This window comes from candidate division KSB1 bacterium (assembly GCA_034521575.1).
Taxonomy (GTDB): Bacteria; Zhuqueibacterota; Zhuqueibacteria; order Residuimicrobiales; family Krinioviventaceae; genus JAXHMJ01.
Genome location: JAXHMJ010000004.1, coordinates 1 through 22,423, shown reverse-complemented (window position 1 = coordinate 22,423; position 22,423 = coordinate 1). Strand labels below are relative to the sequence as shown.

At 47.2% G+C, this 22,423-nt stretch carries 21 protein-coding genes and 2 pseudogenes; 15 read left to right on the top strand and 8 right to left on the bottom strand.

Features of this window, described 5'->3' with window-relative positions:
* Positions 1–26 precede the first annotated feature (26 nt).
* From U5R06_12280 to U5R06_12255, 6 genes are all read left to right on the top strand, one after another.
* Positions 27–1,091, top strand: a complete 1,065-nt coding sequence (locus U5R06_12280) for a hypothetical protein (protein MDZ7723548.1) — start codon at positions 27–29, stop codon at positions 1,089–1,091.
* Between the two features lie 409 nt (positions 1,092–1,500).
* Positions 1,501–1,860: a cellulase-like family protein gene (locus U5R06_12275; GenBank protein ID MDZ7723547.1), complete on the top strand. Its 360-nt coding sequence runs from the start codon at positions 1,501–1,503 to the stop codon at positions 1,858–1,860.
* 17 nt (positions 1,861–1,877) lie between these two features.
* On the top strand, positions 1,878–2,270 hold the full coding sequence (locus U5R06_12270; protein ID MDZ7723546.1) for a cellulase-like family protein: 393 nt from the start codon (positions 1,878–1,880) through the stop codon (positions 2,268–2,270).
* Positions 2,271–2,561: 291 nt separating this feature from the next.
* Positions 2,562–3,767, top strand: a complete 1,206-nt coding sequence (locus U5R06_12265) for a PmoA family protein (protein MDZ7723545.1) — start codon at positions 2,562–2,564, stop codon at positions 3,765–3,767.
* A 16-nt stretch (positions 3,768–3,783) separates the two neighbouring features.
* The gene (locus tag U5R06_12260) at positions 3,784–5,163 is read left to right on the top strand and encodes a Gfo/Idh/MocA family oxidoreductase (protein ID MDZ7723544.1); all 1,380 of its coding nucleotides are present in this window, start codon (positions 3,784–3,786) and stop codon (positions 5,161–5,163) included.
* Between the two features lie 128 nt (positions 5,164–5,291).
* Positions 5,292–5,585 carry a hypothetical protein gene (locus tag U5R06_12255; GenBank protein MDZ7723543.1) on the top strand — a complete coding sequence of 98 codons (294 nt, stop codon included), beginning with the start codon at positions 5,292–5,294 and terminating at the stop codon, positions 5,583–5,585.
* Between the two features lie 110 nt (positions 5,586–5,695).
* Here the strand turns inward: U5R06_12255 and U5R06_12250 are convergent, their stop codons facing one another.
* The 7 genes and pseudogenes from U5R06_12250 to U5R06_12220 form a co-directional block, all read right to left on the bottom strand.
* Positions 5,696–6,292, bottom strand: coding sequence for a hypothetical protein (locus U5R06_12250; protein MDZ7723542.1), 597 nt, complete (start codon positions 6,290–6,292; stop codon positions 5,696–5,698).
* Between the two features lie 378 nt (positions 6,293–6,670).
* Positions 6,671–7,513 (bottom strand): alpha/beta hydrolase, encoded by an 843-nt coding sequence (locus U5R06_12245; protein MDZ7723541.1) that lies wholly within the window; start codon positions 7,511–7,513, stop codon positions 6,671–6,673.
* 131 nt (positions 7,514–7,644) lie between these two features.
* Positions 7,645–8,001, bottom strand: coding sequence for a hypothetical protein (locus tag U5R06_12240; GenBank protein MDZ7723540.1), 357 nt, complete (start codon positions 7,999–8,001; stop codon positions 7,645–7,647).
* 66 nt (positions 8,002–8,067) lie between these two features.
* Positions 8,068–8,522: pseudogene (locus U5R06_12235) on the bottom strand (NUDIX domain-containing protein).
* Between the two features lie 30 nt (positions 8,523–8,552).
* On the bottom strand, positions 8,553–9,239 hold the full coding sequence (locus tag U5R06_12230; GenBank protein ID MDZ7723539.1) for a polysaccharide deacetylase family protein: 687 nt from the start codon (positions 9,237–9,239) through the stop codon (positions 8,553–8,555).
* Between the two features lie 35 nt (positions 9,240–9,274).
* On the bottom strand, positions 9,275–10,468 hold the full coding sequence (locus U5R06_12225) for a glycosyltransferase family 4 protein (GenBank protein MDZ7723538.1): 1,194 nt from the start codon (positions 10,466–10,468) through the stop codon (positions 9,275–9,277).
* Positions 10,443–11,660 (bottom strand): sulfotransferase, encoded by a 1,218-nt coding sequence (locus U5R06_12220; protein MDZ7723537.1) that lies wholly within the window; start codon positions 11,658–11,660, stop codon positions 10,443–10,445. Before U5R06_12220 ends, U5R06_12225 begins: the two co-directional genes overlap by 26 nt.
* A gap of 768 nt (positions 11,661–12,428) precedes the next feature.
* Between U5R06_12220 and U5R06_12215 the strand changes: the two genes are divergently transcribed.
* The 9 genes and pseudogenes from U5R06_12215 (at position 12,429) to U5R06_12175 (ending at position 22,065) form a co-directional block, all read left to right on the top strand.
* Positions 12,429–13,691, top strand: coding sequence for a GLUG motif-containing protein (locus U5R06_12215; GenBank protein ID MDZ7723536.1), 1,263 nt, complete (start codon positions 12,429–12,431; stop codon positions 13,689–13,691).
* 322 nt (positions 13,692–14,013) lie between these two features.
* Positions 14,014–16,329 carry a GLUG motif-containing protein gene (locus U5R06_12210; protein ID MDZ7723535.1) on the top strand — a complete coding sequence of 772 codons (2,316 nt, stop codon included), beginning with the start codon at positions 14,014–14,016 and terminating at the stop codon, positions 16,327–16,329.
* Between the two features lie 434 nt (positions 16,330–16,763).
* On the top strand, positions 16,764–16,979 hold the full coding sequence (locus tag U5R06_12205; GenBank protein MDZ7723534.1) for a hypothetical protein: 216 nt from the start codon (positions 16,764–16,766) through the stop codon (positions 16,977–16,979).
* Positions 16,976–17,359: a type II toxin-antitoxin system VapC family toxin gene (locus U5R06_12200; GenBank protein MDZ7723533.1), complete on the top strand. Its 384-nt coding sequence runs from the start codon at positions 16,976–16,978 to the stop codon at positions 17,357–17,359. Before U5R06_12205 ends, U5R06_12200 begins: the two co-directional genes overlap by 4 nt.
* Positions 17,360–17,443: 84 nt before the next feature.
* The gene (locus tag U5R06_12195; GenBank protein MDZ7723532.1) at positions 17,444–17,857 is read left to right on the top strand and encodes a T9SS type A sorting domain-containing protein; all 414 of its coding nucleotides are present in this window, start codon (positions 17,444–17,446) and stop codon (positions 17,855–17,857) included.
* 446 nt (positions 17,858–18,303) lie between these two features.
* Complete coding sequence (locus tag U5R06_12190) at positions 18,304–18,828, top strand: M23 family metallopeptidase (GenBank protein MDZ7723531.1); 525 nt, start codon at positions 18,304–18,306, stop codon at positions 18,826–18,828.
* A gap of 24 nt (positions 18,829–18,852) precedes the next feature.
* Positions 18,853–19,842 (top strand): radical SAM protein, encoded by a 990-nt coding sequence (locus U5R06_12185; GenBank protein ID MDZ7723530.1) that lies wholly within the window; start codon positions 18,853–18,855, stop codon positions 19,840–19,842.
* A 45-nt stretch (positions 19,843–19,887) separates the two neighbouring features.
* Positions 19,888–21,200, top strand: a pseudogene (locus U5R06_12180) (PhoH family protein).
* Positions 21,201–21,210: 10 nt separating this feature from the next.
* On the top strand, positions 21,211–22,065 hold the full coding sequence (locus tag U5R06_12175) for a lysophospholipid acyltransferase family protein (protein ID MDZ7723529.1): 855 nt from the start codon (positions 21,211–21,213) through the stop codon (positions 22,063–22,065).
* A 39-nt stretch (positions 22,066–22,104) separates the two neighbouring features.
* On the opposite strand, the gene U5R06_12170 is transcribed toward U5R06_12175, so the two are convergent.
* Complete coding sequence (locus tag U5R06_12170) at positions 22,105–22,335, bottom strand: hypothetical protein (GenBank protein MDZ7723528.1); 231 nt, start codon at positions 22,333–22,335, stop codon at positions 22,105–22,107.
* Between the last annotated feature and the right edge of the window lie 88 nt (positions 22,336–22,423).

Below are 22,423 nucleotides of genomic sequence, written 5' to 3'. Positions count from 1 at the left end.
TAAGTGCATTGCTGTTTATTTGCCTTTTGATCTCTTCGCTTTATGCCCGGGAGCAACTCGATTATCATCTGCGACTGGAACCGGTCTGGTCGCGGGTGGCGGATGCGTTGGGGGAACCCGGCTCGGTGGAAAGCGTCGAGTTTTCACCGGATGGCAAAACCATTGTCAGCGGCACCAAATATGACAATTCCGTAATTCTATGGCGCACTTCGGACGGAGCGGAATTATGGCGCCGGTATACAAAAGAGGAAGTGGAGCGCGTCGGCTGGTCTGCCGACGGCCAATATGTGGCTGCGGCCAGTGAAGATTATCGGGTCACCCTTTATAAAGCAGCAAGCGGTGAGGTGTTCAGGGTGCTGGATCACACACAGGGTATTGACGGTCTGACCTGGTCGCATAAAGGACAACTATTGGTGACCGGGGAGGAAAAGACAGAAATGAACGACAGCACCACCCGGGGATGGATCCGGGTGTTTGATATATCAGCGGATAAAGAGATTTGTAAACTGGATTTTGGTAATACGGTAAACGAATTGTTTTTCACAAAAGACGATCGTTATCTGCTGGCTGTGGGACACGGTGCGGTGAAGGTTTACGATACATCCGACTGGTCGCTGGCACAGACGTTAAAACCCGATTATTATGTGACTTTTACCAGCGGTGTATTTTCCCCGGACGGAACCCATGTGTTTGCCGTGGGCCAGGGCGGCACCTCGCGCGGCAATGCCTATTTGTGGGACTGGCGGAGCGGTGAACTGCTGAAAATGTTCAACCACAGCGGTAAAAAAATCGAATCTGTATCCTGGCATCCCAACGGTGATTATATTGCGCACGCAGGACATGATCCTTATATTTATGTATACCGGGTGACGGATATTCTGCGCTATTTTAGTGACCATATTCCGGTCGCCCACAAAGTCTGGGCCGGCGATCATGCCGAGTACATTAATTTTAATACGGACGGCAGTTTTCTCGTCAGCGCTCATCAGAACGGTCTGATCAAACTCTGGGTCTGGATGGGGGAGGATTCCGATTTGAATGCCAGACGCCACAGCTGGATCAAAACGCATCAATCGGATGCCGGGCATTAGAGATGGTTTACCCGAATGAAAAGAATGTGCTGTGACCATCTGTGATCGCGCAGGGGTTCAATTCCTGTGCGCAGTATCTCCGGATGTTCTACCTTTGGCCTGTGACGGTCTCAAGGTAGCGGATGCCAGAGGGCAGAACCCTCTGTTATTGTGCGTGACGGGGGTAGAACCCCCGCACGATCCCCTGGTCCAGGTCGAGTTTTGATGTTTGGTATAAATTCTAGTGTTCTGCCATCCAGGTGCTTGCGAATATGATCGGCAATGGGCAATGTAGAACACAAAGTGTCAAGCACAATGCGGGCTGCCTCAATGTCCCATTCCATGCCGCAGTTTCTAACATATTCTTCTAAAGGCTGATAATCTTCCAGATTTTTATAGGGATTTTATAGCATTTTGAAAGGGTTGTAAAATGATGCGGAGAGATTTTGTAAAGAACGTAGCGGCTTTGTCAGCCGTCGGTAGCATGACAAAAAGTATCGCCGGCAAACCGCTGACGGACACTCTTGGAAAAGAAAATAAAACAGATCGTCATACCGCAGTTCGTCCGCGTGCCATCAGTATGTGGGATTTTTCCTGGATTGAACGGCGCTGGCCGGGTGCCGGATATGAGAACTGGGATGTTGCGCTTGATGAATTAATGGAACGCGGATACAATGCCGTTCGTATTGATGCGTTTCCGCATCTTGTTGCGGATAATCAATGGAAAGAATGGACTTTACATAAAGTCTGGGGGGGATTCAGAACTGGGGCAGTCCGAATATCAATATAGTCCGGATTCAGCCCGGCTTGAACACCTTTATTGCCAAATGCCGGGATTGCGGTATTTACACGGAAAAGCCGGACTATTGGAAAAAACTGTTAACGGACAAGATACATCTCGTAGCCGAACATACCGCCAAAGCCGGGTTGCCGCTTGTAACGACTGAATGCTGGGGCATTATAGATTATAAGGACTGGCCGCTTTTATCCTGGGACTGGGTCAAGGAGCTGTGCGAACTGGGCACCATCACCGCTGCCTCCACGGGTCAGTGGATTGCCATTGCGACCAGTAATTTTTGCGGCCCGCAGTTTGTCGGGATGTGGCGGGATGTGGAATGGCATCAGCGGTTGACGGAAATTATAAAATCAGCACCGATTCATGCGAATCTGTCGGATAAAGCTGTAAACGCATTGAGCTAGAATCCGCTTTTACCTGTATAAAAACTGAAAAATCCGGGTTTAAAACGGTATCGAGTATGTCATAACTCTTGCAATTTATACGTAATCGCTTTATATTCAATATAAATAAAGAAAAAATAGAATAACCGTGTACTTGCGGAAAACAGAAATTACAATTTACGACATTACCCGGGAACTTTCGACCGCGTCGGTTTCCCGGCGTTTCAGGGGCGGTCTGGAGAGAGTCAGGCGCTTTGCCAAAAAATAAAAAAACCGGTACTTTACTGTTCTTGCAGGAAACTGGAGGTTTCTATGAAGAAAGCATATACGCTGTTATTTATCGTTCTCATGATAATTTTTGCAGGATGTCAAAAAGATCAAATCGAATCATCTTTTTCTCTGAGTTACGAGTCCGACATTAAAAGTCCGATCGAAATTCCGCCTGGAAAAATAAATGCGTCCGCCTCCCAGCTTTCCGGCGCCGTTGCCGACGCCGAAACGTTGGTCTTTCAAAAAACACCGGCAATTTTCTTTGGCAAGGCAAACCGTGATCAAACCACATTTTGTACGATTCTGAAAAAAAGCCTTTCCGGTGAACCGATCAAAGTCGGTGAATCCGGTTATAACTCTCCATTTACCTTTCAGGATCAGGAAACCGGAAGCCTCCTTTTAAACGAGGGGGATGAGCCGATACTGGCCTATCAATACGAGCAAAAACTCGAAAACCGAGTGCCCAAACGCTACAAACGTTCCACTTATGTGCATCCATTATATGATTTAAACGGCAGGGTATTAACCGATGATTTTCCAATTGATCATTATCATCATCGCGGATTGTCCTGGAACTGGCCCAAAGTGTGGGTGAATGAAGAACGTTATGATTTGTGGCATATTCACGGCATGCGCAATGAGTTAAAAGGGCTTTACCAGATTTTTGATAAATGGACCCTGAGAGAAACCGGACCGGTGTGCGCGTTGCTGGGCATTAAAAACCACTGGGAGACGGAAGACGGGCAGCATGTGATGGATGAAAATACGCTTTTCAGAGTGTTTCGCAAAACCGGTACCGGCAGAGCCATTGATGTTCAGCTGACCTGGACGGCGATCGAGTCGATAAAAATATCCGGTCAGGATAAAAAAGGATACGGCGGATTTAATCTGCGTTTTGCCCCGCGCGAGAACACTCAAATCACCTCACAGGCCGGACCCGAGGCATCGGACAGTAATTTGAGAACCTATGCCTGGGTTGATTTTTCCGCTCAATTTGAAGGTCAGTCTGAATATTCAGGGGCGGCTGTTTTTCAGCATCCGTATAATCCTGATTTTCCGGCGGGCTGGTGTCTGCGCTATTACGGTTATATCGGAGTGGCCTGGCCGGGACTTGAAGTGCTTGAACTCGAACCCGGCGAGTCGTTCACCTTAAAATTTCGACTGTACGTGCATGACGGCGATGCAGCTCAGGGTCTGGTTGAACAGGCTTATCATGTTTATCAGGGACAGTTGATGCTGGAAGATTAAATTTGGAGGAGTCGTTATGAGCAGCAAACAACAGAGCAGAAGAAATTTTTTGAAAACCGGTTTGGCCGGATTCGCCGGTTCTGTATTGTCACAGACCATTGTTCCCGGGTCTGTGATTGGCGCCAACGCGCCGAGTAACCGGATTTATGTGGGAGCAATCGGAACGGGACGAATTTCACGGGCTCATGATATGCCGGAAACTTTAAAATATCCCGATACCGAGCTTGTTGCGGTTTGTGATGTGGATTCAAAACGGGCACGTGAAGGCAAAGAGTGGGTGGAACAATATTATCGGCAACACCGGAAAAAGTCGATCCAGGGCGTTACAGCCTATGGCGATTACAGGGAATTGCTGGCCGATGAACGTATTGATGCCGTGCTCATCAGTACACCGGACCACTGGCATGTGATTCCCGCCATGGAAGCGGCCAGGGCCGGCAAAGATATCTACCTGCAAAAACCCACATCTTTGACCATTGCCGAGGGCCGGGAACTGAGCAATGTAATCCATCAGACAGGCCGGATCCTTCAGATCGGCAGTCAGCAGCGTTCTGTTTCTCCCTGGCCTCAGTTCAAACGGGCCTGCGAACTGGTGCGCAACGGCCGCATCGGTGAGGTGCATACGATTTATATCGGCCTGCCGGGTGATCCGGCCGGTGAGGTGGAAGCGGAAATGCCCATTCCCGATAACCTTGATTATAATTTTTGGCTGGGACCGACTCCCTATGTGTATTACACGGAAAACAGAGTGCATCCTCAAGCTGATTATTCCCGGCCCGGATGGCTGCGTTGTGAGCAGTTTGGCGCCGGCATGATCACAGGGTGGGGAGCACATCATATCGACACCGCGCACTGGGGCATGGGAACGGAATTCACAGGTCCGATTGAAATTCAAGCTGAAGCGGAATTCCCGGAAAAAGGATTGTGGAATGTGCACGGCGATTTCAAAGTTAAAGCCCGGTATAAAAATGGCGTAACCATGCACATCAGCGGCGAGTATCCCAACGGTGTCAAGTTTGTTGGCAGTGAAGGATGGATTTTTGTGTCGCGCGGCTCCTATTCCGTGACTGCAAGTGATCCTGCGAGCGTTGCGGAAAATACCAAGGCGCTGAATGCAAGCAATCCTGAAATATTGACATCAGAGATCGGAGCGGATGAAATTCATCTCTATGAAAGCCCGGAGCAGCACGGCAACTGGCTGGACTGTATTCGCTCGCGGCGTCAACCGGTGGCCCCCGTTGAAGTGGGGCATCGATCCTGTTCCGCCTGTCTGGTGTCCCATATCGCCATGAAACTGCCGCGAACCTTGTATTGGGATCCTGTGCGTGAACGATTCCGGAATGATGATGAAGCGAATTCGATGCTTTCCAGGCCCGCTCGATTGCAGTGGAGATAAAAAACGTGGGGGTAACCTGAATAAAATTGTTTTTTATCTGCTGTTGAGCTTGCCGGTTTTTTCGGCAAATCCTTTTAGGTGAATTCTGGATTAGAACGGCGTCTGGCAGACCGCTGAAGGTGGGATGCATGCACTGGAACCGCGTGCGTTACTGTATTGGATTTCCACCGGATTTCTGCTATGATATCGCCGATGCGGTCGGGATTGTGGTACTGGACGAGTTCCCCGGCCGGCATTTAATTCTGTCCCTTGAACAGGGCGCATGCCTTGAGGAAAGCAGGCATGCGGAGCTGGTTTTTATGCAACAGCGGGTGGAATCCTCCGGAATTGTGCGTGACGGGGATGGCCGCGCGCACGATCTCAACTATTTATACGTATACCGGACATGCATTTATACGTCGATAGATTCTTTCAGGGTTTAAGGGTCGATGAGCCCAATCAAAAGATGAACAGAATCGCTTTGGGGTTCTTTGCTGGCGCGCAGTATATAGCCAAGGCATGGCAGGCGGCTGCATGATCACTAACCGTTGTGCTAAAGATTTTTGAGTTTCTTTTCAATCAACTGCGCCAGCTGATCCGGTGAAAACAACAGGGCATGATCCGGATTGATCGTGGACACTGTCTGCTGCAACTGGTCCAGTTTGTTCTGTAAGAACTGCATTTTTTCTATCAACCGGTCTCGGTCCCCGGTTTCCCAGTATTCACCTTCATCGATAACCTGAAGATCGGGGATATATTTTTTCTTCAGAAACCGCAGCAGTTTGACAATTGAGATGTGTAGGTCCGGCGGGGCGAACTGGGTTTTGACAAAATTGTATACCTCTTTGTCGTTTAACTCACCCTGTTTGATCGAAATCAAGGTGATTGGACTTGTCAATCGGCCCTGCGGGTCAAAAAACAAGGTCAGGGATTCGCTGGCCGGGTGCAGTTGGATAGAAATTCCTTTCAATGGCAAATGCCCCGTGATCCCGCCGTCGGCAATTTCCGCTGTACAGGGTTTCGACCAGTCCTCATCAAGTATCTGATACGGCCAGTCCATAATATCGGCTATATCGGAAAGTTCATCGACGAGTTCAGTGATCAAATCGGTGTTTTTTAATATTCCAGAAAAATGGATCGTGATCCCCATGTTGTATTGTCCTTTCGTTTTCCCCGGGGTTGTGATTTGAGTGATATGATACAGATAAATTTAATTATTTTCAAGAGGTTTTTTTGTTATTCAAATAGATATGTTTACAAAAGATTTGTTTTTAATCGCGTTGGCCATTGTTTTATTACAGATGGATATATTTGAAAATTTTATGATAATACGATGTTATCAAAATGTTTGCCTATGCATAATTATATCTATTCTTTGTGCACAGATGCTGTGCATGATATATGAATTCACGATACAATATCTGAATTCAAACATGAAATAATGATATGGCGTTCAAAAAAATTGTTTTATTTCAATCCAGGGTAAACTCGTTTCAATGTGCATTGTTTCCGAAACGGTACGCGACACTCACAAATCCTTAGAATCAAATACTTTGGCATAAAACCGATCCAAAGCCCGGCTGTATTCCTGTTTTTGCGGCAGATCATTGTGTCCGCTGTTTTCAATAATAACGAGTTCTTTTTGTTCAGAGCTGGAAATCCCATATAATGACTCGGCCATGGACGCAGGGGTAACCTGATCATCTTCTCCGGCAATGATCAGCAGCGGCAGCTGCATCTTTGCAATCCGCTTTGTATTGCTGCTTTCCAGCAGGGATGAATCAATGTCAAATTGGACAAACGGTTTTAAAAACCATGGCAGCAGTCGGCTGGTCCAGTCTTTGGCATCGGTCACCGGACATTCCAGTACCAGCCCCTTGGACGGCTTGCTATCAGCAAGAAACGCTGCTGTATAGCTGCCCAGCGAATGACCGTGAATCACCAGAGAATCCGGAGAGATATTGCGTTCCCCGGTCAGAAATTCATAAGCGCCGATGGCGTCCTGCTGCAGTCCCGCTATGCTCGGTTCGCCGGGATTCTCGCCATAGCCCCGGTAATCAAACACCAAAAGGTTTACCCGCTGTTCAATGATGGAGCGGATAATGTGGTACGACGTCACCATGACAAATCCGTTGCCGCCGCAATAGAGCACCGTACCGCGCGCCTGCGGATGTTGTATGAGCCAGCCGTTCAGTTCAAGACTGTCACCGGAAATAAATGTCACAGATTCGAATTCATAGCTCCTGTCGCGAAACCATTGTGCATCAATGGTGCGTTTGACGTCAAACGCGTCTTTTTCGGTCAGTTTGATTTTTGTGCAGCCGGATAAGAGTAAACCGAATACTGCGATCAAACAAAATACTCTTCTCATTGTTCATCCTTGTCGCTTTTATGGTGTAACAACGATCGATCTGAAAATATTTTCAATATTTTATTAGAGCATTACCAATGGATTCTATTCCCGAATCAGGCAGGTGGTGTACCTGGGATTATCAGACTGTCTCAGGGACCACGCGGATCCCGCCACACCAGGTGTTCGTCTTTTCGTTCTGCAAAGAAATCCGGACAGTGTCCGTCTCCCTGACCGCTGAATCCGCCGTCGGGGGCACAAAGTATACTGCCCTTTGCATCATAGAGTGTACTGAATTGATCACAGCATTGCGCCGGCACATAATAGACGATCCGGCCTTTGTAGGTGTATCTCCATATGGATTGCGGCGGATTTCCCACCGGTGCATTTTTGAATTCGGTTACAAGATCATTTAGCCAGTCCGGATTGATATCCGGAGACAGCGAGCGTTCGCAGCTGGAATACAGCATTATCAAAACAATCATGATAAAAAGGGTTTTTAAATGCATTTCATTTGCCTCCCGATAAAATCAGAATCTGCTAACAGTATGATTTTTATCTATGACTCCATATTATTACTCTGATAATTCATACAACAGTTTGTCAATAAACTCCGCCTGTCCCTTTAATATTTTCTCCCGTGCCTCCTCGATATCAAACCATCCGGCCCGGTCAACCTCGGGATAGGACTTGACTTTTCGAGTTTTTCGCCCATTCCAGTTCAAAGGTGTTGCTCTCGATTTTGGATACATCGACATCCTGCTGCAAAGCCCAGGCGTGCATGATTTTACCGCTTTTCTGTTTTGATTCGCCCAAGGGAATAAAATCCCAGTCGGCTTGAACCGGTTTCTTTTTTGAATTCGCGTACCGCTGCTTTCAGTGGATCCTCATCGTTGAATTCACCTTTAGGGATCGACCAGGCGCCTTTGTCCTTGCGGGTCCAGAACGGTCCGCCCGGATGCACCAGCATGACCTGCAGAGACGAATCCCTGTATCTGAACAACAGAATGCCTGCGCTGTGACCGCTCATCTTTTTCCGGCAATATCTAATGATATTTGTTTATTGAGAATACAAATTTTCGCGGGAACATGCAAAAGGATTCTGTTGTCTGTTTACCAGACTGGAAAACAGCTGGTCCATATCCGGACGCAGATAAAGATCAAGGTCATGGGGATGAATGGCGATCCGGCCGGTTTGTCTGCGTGACCGGAGACGGTTGACTGCATTGTTCAAACGCAACGCGCTGCGCCGCAGGCGAGTGTCGGCTTCAAAACCCAGTAGCGGCATGGGTTCGAACCGGTCGGGATTTGAATCATACAGCCCGTTCAGGAACTCGTAACATCGAAAGGGCAACTCGCGCAATCGCTGACGGGAAATTTTCCCCATAGCCCAGGCAGGCGGGACATAGAGTTCAGGAACCTGCAGCCCGTTGTCCGGGAACCAGTGATGACAGCGACGGATCAGGGCCGCAATCTCTGATTCGCTCAGCGACAGATGCTCTGCGACCCGGCGGGAAATGACCAGGGCGTGCAATTTGTGATAAACGCTCCGGCATGCATCCACATGATGAATCCATCCGTGTCCCGCCAGTTGATGACCCTGGTTCTGCAGGCTGCGCAAAGTCATAATGTCTTTGCGGTCCCATTCTTTACCCGGAACCACCAGCAGGGTCACTTTATGAATACCGTAACCGGACAAATAGTCGAGGAGTTTTTCGGGTTTGTGAGAGGGTGGACGGCATGACATCGTGAATGGATATGCAAAATTTTTCAGCAGACATGTCAGTTTTGCGCAAGGTCCGCTCCCTGGAGAATAGTTTGCCAATGGGTCAATGTCTGATCGTTGACCGCGCGGGTGATCTGATACGCGGTTTCGGCCTTTGCCTGCAGGGTGTGCGGTACATCACCGGCAATGCGCTTCAGGGCGCCGGCCAGGGTTTCATCCTCCTGAATGCTGTACAGTCCCTGCGCCAGTTCCGGCCATTGCAGAATGCCGCAGTGTTGAGAGACCAGAACCAGCCGCCCGCGCGCCATGCCTTCCAGCGCCACGGTGCCGAATGATTCAATGTGAGAGGGCAGAATCAGCATATCCGCCGCATCGATCTGTTCGAGCAGCTGCTTGCGCGTCAGCCAGCCGAGGAGTTTGACATTGTCCAGAGTCTCGGCTTTTTTCTGCAAAGCGGGACGTTCCGGGCCTTCGCCGGCAATGAGAAATTTTTGATTCGGGCACACCTCGGCGGCTTCGATGAGTGCCCAGATGTTCTTTTCGGATGCCAGACGTCCGGCAAACAGAACGGTTTTAATTTTTCCTGAAAACGGACGGATTTCTTTATGAAAAAAATCTTTGGAAATACTGGTGCCCACACAATGCACCTGTTTGGCGCCCACCTGTTTGGCTTCCTGAGCCATTTCTTCTGCCGTGGCGACTACGGCATCGGCGGAGCGCATGAGAAAACGGCTCAGACTCTGCAGACAGTTGCGGCTGACAAACGCGCGCAGTCCTTTCCAGTACATCTGTGTCAGTTTGTCATATGCCGTATGATGTCCGACGATGAAGCGAATGTGATGTCGACGGGATAAAATATAAGCAAAAGCACCGAACGGCCCCAGCGTGGGGGCCACGATAACATCCGGTTTGATCTCGCCCATACGCCGGGCGATTCGAATGATATTCGGGAAATTGATGCGCTGGGTATAATCGCCGGGCATACGCAGAGAAATACCGCTTTGGCGGAAGTAGCAGTTGGCTTTGGCGGGAATCATTTCCACATGATGGGACAGCTCACCGAGATAGGCCATCAGATCGCGATAATACGTCCCCACCCCGTTCCGGTCGGGAATGGCATCCGACAGCACTACAATGCGGCAGGCTGATTCATGGCACGGGGCGTTGTCCTGCTTTTCAACAACAACCGGACTGTTTTTATGTATGGATACAGTACAAACATCGCTATTCGGCAGTAGATGAGCTCCCATCCGTTTGTGGACAAGTGTGGAATCGGGTCAAAAGCGCGGACGCAAACTTGAAATCCGTTTTTAGAGATTGTAAATACAGGCCAAAGTGGTCCGGGCTATAGTGATGACCGCTCTTGTAGGCACGGGATTGCCGGTCGAGACGATCCAGTTTATTTTTATAGTTCCGGGTCAACGGCAGGTTGAATTGTTTGTATACATGCAAAATCGAGTCGCGCAGACGTGAGTGCAGGTTCTGAATCGGCAGCACGGTATACTGCTGCTCGGTAAGACCGGGCAATGTGTTCAGCAGAGACCGGTAGTGATGTTTCATCAGCGCGATCATGTTGTTTTGGAAATCCGGATCGGATGCCGCCCCGCCGAATGAACGCCGGGCCGTGTCCGCGACGCTCAGCATCGAAGGGACGCTTTTCACTGGATCGCGCGCGCAAATGATAAACCGGGCGTCCGGGAACGTTTGATGCAGATCGGATAGCCAGGGATTGAATGACGCGTTCTTGGACAGCAGTGATTTATGCGCACCTGACACATACAAATGTTTCTGCAGACAGGCTTTGTAAAATGCGAGAATTTGCCGTTTATCCTGTTTTGAAACCGATTCGTCGAAAAATGCATAGCGCCAAAGCCGTCGACTCTTCGGGAACAGCAGGATCAAACCCGAGCAGGTCAGGGTCATACACATGAAAAAATAGTCCTCTTCCGGAGCCTGCAGGGCGCTGGGATGCATGTCATCCGCCATGTGCAGGATTTTGCGTTCAATGCTGGATACGAGTTGTCCAACCGGGCTATTCAGTTGCCGATCTATCGCGGCTGCAAGATGCATGATCTTTTTCTGAATGATGCTTGGCGCCAGAAACAGCTCCCAGGTGGACGGGGTGGTGAATTGGCCGCGGTCCTCTGCCAAAACACGGTGCAGATGGGTGGTGCCGCTGCGCGGCGGTCCCAGGATGAAGAGCGGTCGGCGGATACTGGTTTTGGAATATTCAGGGTAAAGCAGGGCGTCAAGGAAAAAGCCGAGCCAATGGACGAGTTGTAATAGAGTAAAGAAAGGTAGAAATACAGAAATGAAAAGAGCGCGTTTTATTTTTTCACTCAAAGCTGCCTGCGGACTGGTTTTAAACGCGTCCCGGAGTAACCCGGGAACCTGTTTAACAGTGTTAAAAAATAGATGGGTGTGCTTTTGTTGTTGTTCCATTTGAATTTTCATTCCGGTGCGGTCAAACCGTGTCAAGTTTTTAAATATAGAACAGGGCTGATAAAAATAGGGTTTTGAATGAATTTTATCAAGTTAAGTGTATGTGATTTTTAAGCAAAGTTTGGGAAAACAATCGGATACAAAAGACTCGAATAATACGCTTGTTTTTCTTTCTCTTTGCCGCAACTGACTGCTATAGTTTATTATTGAACGTACAAAGTACTGTCAATATGTTGAACAGTGTAAGTTGTAAAATATCAAGTATAAGCGATACTGTCTTGAATCTAATAAATTTGATGTAAAGAATTTAAACATTTTAAAACAATATGATAAAGTGGGAATGTTCCAAGTTGTTGATATTAAATGATTTATGATATTGGCATGGTGTTTGCCGGAAAGCTATATAAGCATATCATTTTAACCTGTTATTGTGGAGGATCGCTTTGATACCAACGAGAGACAGTCACCCTGAAAACAATCACAATCAGTTTCGTTGTTCTCCCTGTCAATTGATCCGGATGAATTCAAAAAGTAAATTTTTGCAACACGCAAACTATAAAAGAATTGTCATATCAACTAAAAAAATGCCCAAGGCGTTCAGTTTTCAAAAGGTTACAAATTTTATCCCAATCATCATGACCTGTAGAGTTCTTTTTACCCCCATTCAAACGTTATTTGGCGCAGATTATTCGCTCAGTGGGCAGGATTGCAGTAAATGGTATTCATATCGAACAGAGCACATAAAACGGGAAGAAAAAGGAGAATAAAATGAGAAAAAATAATGTTTTGACAGGACTCATAATGGCAGTGATGCTGATGGTATCAGCGAATCTGTTTGCAACGGATTATGAAGTCAGCGGAGCAGGAATCGCTGACATAAACGGAACCTATGTGGAAAACGGCACAAATTGTGGTAAGCCAAAATACGAATTTACAAATGGTGGCACTACATATTATTTGGCTTTTAACAATATAGATTTCGGAGATTATTGGATTATTGGAGAATCAGCGGCCTTAGTTGATATGCCTGGTTCTGAATATTATATTTCTTCAAGTAGCGATACGCCTCCTTCAGATGGATGGAATGTTATGGGGAGCGGGGACCCTGCACCAACTGTTTCATTAGCAAGACCGAATCTTTCCCGGAACGCAGATATTTTTTATGAATCTACAGATAATGACGGTTCTATCGCTAATACGATAACCATTACCTATAACCTTCCGGAGGGAGATTCATTTTCGGGTAGTAACGGCACTTTCAGCACAGATAATTACACAACTGCAAATGTACCTGCCGGATTAAGTGTAAGCATCACAAAAAATAGTGATACCGAGTTAAGTGTTGCCTTGACCGGGAATGCTTCCAGCCATGCTTATACCGATGATATTTCCAACCTGGAAATAACATTTCTCGATGCGGCTTTTACCAACGGAGACGCCTCCGCAGTAAATAACAGCACCCAAAGCAATATCGAGGTTGATTATGGACTGCTCATTACTTCACTGACGGATTTACAAACCCTATCCAATACTTCAGCCAACTGGGATGAATACATTATCCAGACCATAGATATTGATGCTTCAGCTACAAGCGGATGGAACAGTGGAGCCGGCTTTTCGCCAATAGGGAATTCTACCACGAAGTTTACCGGCTATTATAACGGTGGTGATCATAGCATTGATAACCTTTTTATTAACCGTCCGGCTACCGATTATATCGGGTTATTCGGGTATGTGGACGGAGCAACGATTAAAAATATCGGAGTGACAAATGTTGATATAAGTGGAGAATATTATGTCGGCGGCTTGGTGGGCTATAATAATAATTCTTCTGCAGTCAATAATTCTTACAGTAGCGGTAGTGTAACCGGTAACAATCGTTATGTTGGTGGCTTGGTGGGACAGAATTATAATTCTTCTACAATTACTAATTCTTACAGTAGCGGCAGCGTAACTGGTAGTGCTGATTATACCGGCGGCTTAAGTAGGGAGGAATACAACTTCAACAATTACCAATTCTTACAGCAGTAGCAGTGTATTCGGCCCTTCTTATGTCGGTGGTTTGGTAGGGAGGAATAATAATGCCACAATAAGCAATTCTTATTCCACGGGCGATGTCACAAGAAATGCAGGAAGTACTTCAACATATTTCGGAGGATTTTGTGGATATAGTTATAACGGTAGTATCGAGTCTTCCTATTCTGTAGGCAGTGTCTTTTATGCCGAAGCTACTGACCCAACGGATAAAGGTTTTGTTGGGGGTGAAACTGGTGATAATAATACATACACCGCCAACTTCTTCGATAGCGATGCTTCCAATCAAAGTAGCGATGCCGTTGGAGCTGCAACAGCTTTGAGTACTGCCCAAATGCAGGATTACAATACATTTACGGATGTTACCGGAACAACTGTCGGATTAACTTCTGCCTGGGATATGATTGGAACAGAAAACGATGATGCAGGCACAAATGACTATTGGGATATGGACCAGGAAGGTACGGTAAACAATGCTTATCCTATATTAAGCTGGCAAGACGGTGCGGATGATATTCTTTTTGAACTTCCATATTCCGGCGGCAGCGGAACATCCGGCGACCCATATCAAATCGCCACAACCGATGACTTGATTGAATTATCAAACACTTCTGCCGATTGGGACAAACATTTTATCCAAACTGCTGATATTGCCTTTGATGCCACCGAAATCAATGTGGATTGGAATGGCGATGGCTCTACCGGACCTGCAGAGGGCTTTTCACCCATTGGAAATAACACCACAAATTTCACCGGCTCTTATGACGGGCAAAACCATACCATTGACAATCTATTTATCAACCGCCTTTTTGAAGCTTACATTGGATTATTTGGTAATACAATGAACGCAATCATTAGAAACCTTGGTGTAACAAATATTGATATTACTGGCGATTACTATACTGGAGCATTAATTGGTAGCTCAGAGTCGGGAAGTGTATCGAATTGTTATAGTACAGGAAGTGTATCAGGTGATTATGACATTGGTGGTTTAATCGGTAGTGCTTTTGGTGGTTCAGTTTCCGACTCTTACAGCAGTTGCACAGTGACTGGTTCCAATTATTATATTGGCGGTTTAATTGGCAGTAATTCAAATTCAATTGATAACTGTTATAGCACCGGAGATGTAGAAGGAAGCGATAATGTTGGAGGATTGCTTGGATTTAATTCGGGGGCAGTTTCACAATCCTATAGTACTGGCAGTGTCAGTGCTGATTATAGCTGGAAAGTAGGAGGCTTAATAGGCATCAACATGATGGCATCCATTGAAAACTGCTATTCTACCAGTGATGTTACGACTGGATTAGATATTTCGGAGCAAACAGTGGGTGCCTTTATTGGCTCAAATGGCGATGGAACTGAAGGAGCCGCCGGCGGGGATGTATCCTATTGCTATGCTACTGGTGATGTGGTTTATGATGGTGGTACAAACCCAACGGATAAGGGCTTTGTGGGGGTGAGTGTTGCTACGGGTGATCAGACTCCGGTTTACACCGCCAACTTTTTCGACAGTGAAGCTTCCAATCAAAGCAGCGATGCCGTTGAGGCTGCAACAGCCAAAACCACCACAGAAATGCAAACGCAATCGACCTATACCAATGCCGGCTGGGACTTTATCGTTGAAACGACCAATGGCACGGATGATATTTGGAAATCGACCATCACGTATCCGCATTTCGCCTGTTTTATACCGCCCACCCAAGCCTGTGAAGTGGGCTGCTCGGACGCAGGAAGCGGCAGTCTGGAATTATCCTGGACGCGCGGCAACGGCGACGGCAATGCTGTTTTTATAGCTCAGGCAAGCAATGGTACTGCGTCGCCTGTGGACAATGAAGAATACACCGCCAACACCGAATTCGGCAGCGGTGAGCAAATCGGCGCCTCTGGCTGGTACTGCGTCTATGTCGGCACGGGTACCTCGGTCACGGTGACCGGCTTGAGTTCGGAAACGGCCTACCGGGTGCATGTCTGCGAGTACAATCTGGGCTCCATCTATTATAATGATGAAACCTCAACCAACAATCCGCAGAATTATGAGGAACCGGTGGTTGTTGAATTGAGCGCGTTCAAGGCTCAGATATCGAATGCAACTGTTACCCTCACCTGGAGCACGGAAGGCGAGACCGGAACCGCCGGATTTCATATCTATCGCAGTGCAGACCGGAATGGTTCGTACGGGCGCGTGAATGCCGCACTGATTGCGGCAACAGGCGCAGCCACCCGCGGCGCTGATTATGACTATATAGATGATGAACCGCTGTCCGGCGACGCGTTTTACAAACTGCAATCGGTGGATGTGGACGGCAGCACACAGTTCTCCCGGGCCGTTTCTACGGCCTTGACCGGCGTGGAGGAGCAGAATATGCCGGAGCGCTTTGCTCTGCATCAGAATTATCCCAACCCGTTCAATCCGACCACCACGCTGCGTTACGATCTGCCGCAGGATGCGCATGTCACCTGTGTGGTGTACAATGTGCAGGGCCAAAAACTGGCCACGCTGATTGACAGTCACAAACCGGCTGGCGAACACGCCTACACCTGGAATGCCGCTGAACGGTTTTCCAGCGGATTGTATATTATCGTCATGCGTGCCGGGGAACAGGTGTTCAGGCAGAAAGTGTCGCTGGTGAAATAGAAACAGAATCAACTTATAGTACACCTTTCAGGTGTGCTGCGAGTCGATCAGCACCTGGAAGGAAAATGCTCGCTCGGGGCTAAAGTCCCTTATGGTATGAGCTCTATATCCCCGCGCTAAAGCGCGGGATATGAAACACCTGACAAAAGCCAGGTCAACACCTCGTAGTACACCTTCCGGGTGTGCTACGAGTTCAAGTGCACATTTCATAGCAATTTTCAATTTTCTTCCCTCCAAAATTATCGCGGGATGATGCAGCGCATCACCGGCACAAACCTGCCGCTTCACCCGTATCTTACGCATTCCCAGCCAGAGGCTGGGAACGAGATGGTAAAATCTAGTTTAAGCGCATATTAAATATTTTGATTGATTTTTGATTAAAAATGTTGTAAATATAAAAAAGGCCTTTACAATAATAACTTGAGAGGAAAAGCATGTCGTGCAATTATGATGATATATTGGAATTAATTCATAAACTCCCTGAAAAAGATATCGAAAAATTGACAATCACTTTACAGTCAGAGATCAAGTTTAAAAAATCATCAAATTCGATCAACGAGTTGATATTAAAGGCGCCAACCTGGACTGATTCAGATTTTGAGCACTATAAAAACGCCAGAAAATCAATCAACCAATCAAGGCTCGCATGATATTATTAGATTCTTCAGTTATAATTGAATTATTCCGAAAAAAAGATAAACAGAACACACTGTTTTACAAAATAGCTGAATCATACTCTGAACTTTATATATCCTCTTTAACTCACTATGAGGTGGGAATAGGCAATAAAGAAAAGCATTTTGACTACTGGCAAACATTATGTAACAATTTGACAGTCATTCCTTTTGATAAAACATGTTCACTGACAGCCATATCTATTTATAAAAAATTAACAGGCCGAAATAAAATGATTGATCTGGCTGATATTCTGATTGGGGCAACAGCAGTCTCACATCATTTTCCGATAGCCACATTAAATGCAAAGCACTTTGAACGAATTGAACATCTGGAAATTATTGCCCATCTGTGAGTTGCTAATAAAAATCTATTATATTACGATCGTTCAATAGCGAAAGCGGGCTGGTCGTTTGTTACAAGTGATGGCAATTGCATTTTGCTGAAAGATAACAACATCAACAATACAAAAAACGACCGTGCACAAACGAATTCTTTTACAAACTACATAGACCTGGGCGTTAGCACGCATTTTTCCAACCCTGTTTCCACTATACCAACCGGCGCGGAAGAGGAAACCATCCCGGAAAAATGTGCTCTACACGAAAATTTCCCCAATCCGTTCAATCCGACCACCACGCTGCGTTACGATCTGCCGCAGGATGCGCATGTCACCTGTGTGGTGTACAATGTGCAGGGCCAAAAACTGGCCACGCTGATTGACAGTCACAAACCGGCCGGCGAACACGCCTATACCTGGAATGCCGCTGAACGGTTTTCCAGCGGTTTGTATATTATCGTCATGCGTGCCGGGGAACATGTGTTCAAGCAGAAAGTGTCGTTGGTGAAATAAGAAAAAACAGACTCATCGTACACCTGTCCGGTGTGCTACGAGTAAACGAACATCTCATCCCATTTGTCGCACACCTTTTAGGTACTGCGAGTTTACATTACCACAAGCTTTAGATTTTCATTGCCACGAGCTTTAGCTCGTGGATACCAATCATCTCACTCAAAACCGGGGCGCCGGGTATCAGTCAACCGATGGTCAGCTCTTGTCTGGTGCGGTCTGGTCTAAACTTTTAAATGCCGAGGGGGGGTACGGGCTGAAACTCTATCAATCATGCTATAACCAGTTGATAGTTGCGTCCCCACTCTGTTATCGTGTTGTTGACGAAATATAGTATTGATCCTGCTGTTATTGCATTTTTTTTAAAAATTGCACGGTTGACCATATTTACTGTTGCTAATGTGCTTTTGTTCGTTTATCTTTATAGATTAATTGAACCAATTATTGCTATGGATAGTCATCTTAAAAAAGCTCACATTGTAGACAACGCTTTACCCCATTCCAAAGAAAATGGAAGATTTTGGGAAAACCGCCAAGACCGCTTTCATTGTGGTATGGATTTGTATGCGCCGCCTTCAAGTCCGGTTTATGCGATGGAGACCGGCCGAATTGTATCGATTCATCCATTCACATCACCCCGAATTCTTGCATATTGGAACAACACCATTGCCGTGGTGCTTGAAGGTGAATCCGGTTATTTGTACAAATATGCTGAACTGGACTCGGCAAATGTGAGCGCCGGCGCGCGTGTTCAGCGCGGTGATATGCTGGGCAAAGTCGGCAGTGTACTGAACGTGAATCAGATTGACGGAAACGCTCCTGAATATATTCAGGAATTAAAAGAAAAAAATGCTCCAGTATGCTGCACCTTGAAGTTTACAAACACCGCCCGTATGTACTGGATTTTTATTCCGGCGGCAATTTATTTTCTGAAACAAAGCCCGAACATTTGTGCGATCCCGCTATCGTACTGAATCGACAATCTTGACAGGCAACCGATGCAACCGACATTTTTGATTTCACATTTGAATAGCGGAGGATTGATTACCAATTATTCATGCAGCTCAAGATGCCGGCATTGCCTGTATCGTTGCAGTCCGGAGTGGCCGAATGATTATATTGACGAGTTGACGTGCAGACAGAATCTTGCTACGGCGAAAGAATTGGGCTGCCGGTCGATGCATATTGGAGGCGGTGAACCCGTTCTGAACAGGCGAAAACTCTTGCGGGTGATTGAATTGTTTCAGGAAGAGGATGTGGTTTTGGATTATGTAGAAACCAACTCGTCATGGTACAAAGATCATAAAAGCGCCTGTGATCTGCTAACAGATCTGCATAGGCGCGGTTTGGATACCTTGCTGATATCCATCAGTCCGTTTCACAATGAGTTTATACCCTTTGACCGGGTCAATGGGGTGATCAAAGCGTGCAAAACCACAGGAATGCGGGTTTTTTTATGGATTGATGATTTTTATGAGGAATTGAATTCCCGGGATGGGAGTCGGTGTTATGATCTGCAGAATTATGATGCTCAATATCTGCAAAAACTGCCGCAACGTTACTGGACGAGTCCGGGCGGCCGTGCGCTGAATTTTCTGGGTGAGCATTTGGGACGAATTCCTCTCGCCCGAATTTTGAGGGTGCATGCCGGGGGCTGCTCGGAACTCGAAATGGTGGATCATTTCCATCTGGACTTGTATGGAAATTATGTACCGGGATTGTGTTCAGGGCTCTCCATTCGCCGGGATGATCTGGGCGCTTCTCTGGACCCGGAAGTTTATCCGATGGTGACGCTGTTACGCAAGCACGGGATTCGGACGTTTCTCGAAATGGCATGTAAAAAATACGATTTTCAGCCCCGGGAATCTTACGCGAATAAATGTGATCTTTGTTTTGATATCCGTCGATATTTTGTGATCGAATGCGGAATGAGGACTTTTGAACTGCAACCTGTTTATCATTATGTTGAGGCGTCTTCCGATGAATGATTCCGGTAAGAAAACCATATTGACTATAGAGGAGTGGGTTTGTCAATGAAAAAGACGCTTATACTAGATACCAATGTCATTCTACATGATTCGAACAGTGTGTTTCAATTTGAAGAAAATGATATTGTCATCCCCATTACCGTGATCGAAGAACTGGATGCATTCAAAAAAGGCCAGGATCAGATTAACTATCATGCGCGCGAGTTTATCCGTTATCTGGATACGCTTCCCAGTGACGGGCTGGTCAATGGCGGCGTCAAGCTGGGTGATCATAAAGGATTGATCCGTATACTCACCCAGTATAACGATGACAATGAGATTACCAGCCTGTTTCATGAGCATAAACCGGATCATCGCATTTTAAGCGCCGCCATGCATCTGCACAAGGCGTTGCCGGGAAAATCTGTGGTTCTGGTGAGCAAAGATGTGAACCTTCGCTTAAAAGCCAAGTCTTTGGGTATACTGGCTCAGGATTATTATTCCGACAAGATCAAGGATATCAAGAATCTGTACCGCGGCAGCCGACTGATTGAAGATTATGACACCTCTGTTATAGACCGTTTGTACACGGATCATGCTGTTCCTCTGGATGAAACCGGAATTGAGAATGCCATGCCGAACGAATATTTTATCCTCAGGCGCGGCAATAAATCTGCGCTCGCCTTTTACAATCCGCGCCAGGAACAGATTGAGCATGTAAAAAAGAATACCGGATATGGCATTGTCCCCGGAATCCGGAACAGACTTTTTCGCTGCACGCACTGATGAATCCCGATTTACCGCTCGTCACGCTGAGCGGCAAAGCCGGGACCGGCAAAACTCTGCTGGCCCTGGCCGGAGCCCTGGAGCGCCGCAAGCTGTACACACAGATTTTTCTGGCGCGGCCGATTGTCGCCCTGTCGAATCGGGATATCGGTTTTCTGCCCGGCGATGTTCAGTCCAAGATTGATCCCTATATGCAGCCTCTGTATGATAATCTCGGGGTGATCCGCGGACAATACAGGGAAACCGAACGCGGATATCAACTGATTGGTGATTTACTGGACCATAATAAATTGATGATTTCGCCTCTGGCTTATATCCGCGGACGCAGTCTGAATAATATTTATTTCATCGTTGACGAAGCGCAGAATTTGACGCCGCATGAAGTGAAAACCATCATCACCCGGGCCGGCGAAGGCACAAAGGTGGTGTTTACCGGCGATCCGCATCAAATCGATACACCTTATCTGGACTCCCGGTCCACTGGTTTGAGTTATGTGATCGAGCGCATGAAAGATCAACCGCTGCACGCGCATGTGACACTTGAAAAAGGTGAACGATCGGAATTGGCCGAGTTGGCCAGTAATTTACTTTGAGGGCAGGGTTATGAAAGATTACAGCGATGCATTACAAATTGAAAACGGGTGTTACAAAACAACACCGCGCCCGACAAATGTGTGGGCGCGTTTGTTTCCGGGACTGGTCTTTTATTCCAAAATTATCAAAGTTGTATTCGGCGCTTCCAAAGATGCACGCAGCGGGCGCCTGACTGATAATGCCTACCGCTGGTACAGTGTGCGTGTGCTGCGTGCCGTTGAGGCGGTCGGCGGCACGGTTGAAATGATGAACCTAAATGCTGCGCCGTCCGATGGGTGGCCCTATGTTTTTGTCGGCAATCATATGGGTACGCTGGAAACCATGCTTTTAGCCTCTGTGCTGATTCCAAAAGGCCCGATTTCATTTGTCATCAAGGAAAGCCTGACAAAGTACCCGGTCTTTAAACACGTCATGCTGAATCAGGACCCCATTGTCGTGGGGCGTGAGAATCCCAGAGAGGACCTGACCACGGTCTTGAAAGAAGGGCAGCAGCAGTTAAAAGAAGGAAAGAGTGTCATTATTTTTCCTCAGCGCACGAGGTCGCTGACGTTTGATCCGTCTACGTTCAACAGTATCGGTATCAAATTGGCGCGACGCGCCGGTGTTCCCATTATTCCGATCGCCATTCGAACCGATTTTTGGGGCAAGGGAAAATGGGTCAAGGAGCTCGGTCCCATTTCTCCGGAACGGCCGGTACAGATCAAGTTTCACCCGCCACTGTCTATCTCCGGCCGGGGCGAAGCGGAACATCAAAAAAGTATCGATTTTATCCAGTCTACGGTGGATGCCTGGTTAGCGGAAACCGATAACCGACGCCACCGTACCAACCAGATCCTGGTCAGATGCTGTGGGAATGATGTCTGAGCCACACTGAATAAAGACGATTGGCTAGAGTATGGTTAGTCATGCAGTGGCTTCTGTCCCTTGGGTGTCCAGCTGTGTGTCAAATGTAGCTGCAGTGGGATGGCTACGGTGCATGCGGCCATCACCACCACCTCTGCCATGGCCACGCATCAATGTCAGGAAGCGAGGTCTCCACTGCCACCAGGATGCGGAGGAGAGGTGCACAGCTCGCTGCAGTGTCCAGGACAGGCATGCACACCACGTCACACATGCCTGGACTAGAACGAGCACTGTCCCACCTTTCGGGTCAAGGTTCAGATCACTGGAGGAGAAGTGAATGAATGGCCACCACTCCAGCAACAGAGACCAAAAAAAAAAT